This window comes from Kocuria atrinae C3-8, assembly GCF_000286355.1.
Classification (GTDB): Bacteria; Actinomycetota; Actinomycetes; order Actinomycetales; family Micrococcaceae; genus Kocuria; species Kocuria atrinae_A.
In genome coordinates, this window is sequence record NZ_AJXN01000211.1 from 1 (window position 1) to 2,161 (window position 2,161).

Sequence of the window (2,161 nt, forward strand, 5' to 3'; positions counted from 1 at the left end):
TCGCCCTTCGCCCAACATGATGCCGGGTCACACCACGGGTGTGGCTCCCATCGGAAGCCGTCCCGGTAACGCCGGTGGCGGTGGACCCCGCCGCGGTGGTGGCGGTCCCGGTGGCCCCGGTGGCGGCGGCGGTTTCCGCGGTCGCGGTGGTCGTGGTGGTACCCAGGGTGCGTTCGGTCGTGGCGGCGGTGGCCGCGGACGTCAGCGCAAGTCGAAGCGCGCGAAGCGTCAAGAGCTTGAGCAGATGTCAGCACCCGCCGTGGGTGGCGTCTCCGTTCCGCACGGTGACGGCAACACGGTGGTCCGCCTGCGTCGCGGTGCATCGCTCATGGACTTCGCCGAGAAGATCAACGCCAACCCCGCATCGCTCGTGACCGTTCTCATCCATTTGGGTGAAATGGCCACGCAGACCCAGTCGCTGGACGAAGAAACGTTCGAGCTGTTGGGCGCCGAGCTGGGCTTCAAGATCCAGGTCGTCTCGCCGGAGGACGAGGAGCGCGAGCTGCTCGAATCCTTCGACATCGACCTCGAGGCAGAGGCAGAGGCCGAGGGCGACGAGGTTCTCGAATCCCGTCCTCCGGTCGTCACCGTCATGGGTCACGTCGACCACGGTAAGACCCGTCTGCTGGACGCCATCCGTAACACCACGGTGATCGAGGGTGAGGCCGGCGGCATTACCCAGCACATCGGTGCGTACCAGATCTCCACCGAGGTGGACGGCAAAGAGCGTCTGATCACGTTCATTGACACCCCGGGTCACGAGGCGTTCACCGCCATGCGTGCCGTGGTGCCAAGGTCACGGACATCGCCGTGCTGGTGGTTGCCGCTGACGACGGCGTGATGCCGCAGACCGTCGAGGCGTTGAACCACGCCCAGGCGGCCGGTGTGCCGATCGTGGTTGCAGTGAACAAGATCGACAAGCCCGAGGCCAACCCGGAGAAGATCCGCGGTCAGCTCACCGAGTACGGATTGATCCCCGAAGAATACGGTGGCGACACCATGTTCGTGGATGTCTCCGCTCGTGCCGGTCAGAACATCGAAGACCTGCTCGACGCTGTCGTACTGACCGCTGACGGTGCCCTGGAGTTGCAGGCCAACCCGGACAAGGAAGCTCGTGGCGTGGCCATCGAAGCCAACTTGGACAAGGGCCGCGGCGCAGTCTGCACCGTGCTGGTCCAGTCCGGCACGCTGAAGGTCGGCGACGCGATTGTCGCCGGTGCCGCTCACGGTCGTGTGCGCGCCATGTTCGACGAGAACGGTCAGGCAGTCGAGGCTGCCACCCCGTCACGTCCGGTCCAGGTGTTGGGTCTGTCCGCAGTGCCCCGCGCCGGTGACACGTTCCTGGCTACCCAGGAAGAGCGTACGGCTCGCCAGATCTCCGAGAAGCGTCAGGCCGCAGACCGTAATGCTCAGCTGGCCAAGCGCCGCAAGCGCATCACGCTCGAGTCCTTCGACGAGGCCGTGGCAGAGGGCAAGATGGACACCCTCAACCTCATCATCAAGGGTGACGTGTCCGGTGCCGTTGAGGCCCTGGAAGATTCGCTGCTCAAGATCGATGTGGGCGGGGACGAAGTTCAGCTGCGTGTCATCCACCGCGGTGTGGGTGCCATTACGCAGAACGACGTCAACCTGGCAACGGTGGACAACGCGGTCATCATTGGCTTCAACGTCCGCCCGGCCGAGCGCGTCACCGAACTCGCGGACCGCGAGGGCGTGGACATGAAGTTCTACTCGGTGATCTACAACGCCATCGACGATGTCGAGAGCGCCTGAAGGGCATGTTGAAGCCGGAGTACGAGGAAGTGGAGCTCGGTACCGCCGAGATCCGCGAGGTATTCCGCTCCTCCAAGTGGGGCAACATCGCCGGTGCTTACATCACCAAGGGTGTGGTCAAGCGCAACGCCAAGGCTCGCCTGGTACGCGACGGCAACGTGGTCAAGGACAGCCTCACCATCGATTCGCTGCGTCGTTTCAAGGACGACGCCACGGAAGTTCGCGAAGGCTTCGAGTGCGGTATCGGCCTCGGTTCCTTCAACGACATCCAGGAAGGCGACATGATCGAGACGTGGGAGATGCGCGAAAAGCCGCGCGTCTGAGTCACGTAACGCTCAGTGGCGGGCACCCCGGTTTCCGGTAGGTGCCCGCCGCACCGGCCCGTCGC

The 2,161-nt window shown here is 64.6% G+C and carries 1 protein-coding gene and 1 pseudogene; both read left to right on the forward strand.

The annotated features are described in order from the left end of the window. Positions 1–328 precede the first annotated feature (328 nt). Positions 329–1,773 (forward strand): annotated as a pseudogene (gene infB, locus YO9_RS0115865) (translation initiation factor IF-2). A gap of 5 nt (positions 1,774–1,778) precedes the next feature. Continuing rightward, positions 1,779–2,096 (forward strand): EF-Tu/IF-2/RF-3 family GTPase, encoded by a 318-nt coding sequence (locus YO9_RS21165; protein ID WP_016998376.1) that lies wholly within the window; start codon positions 1,779–1,781, stop codon positions 2,094–2,096. The last annotated feature ends 65 nt before the right edge of the window (positions 2,097–2,161 follow it).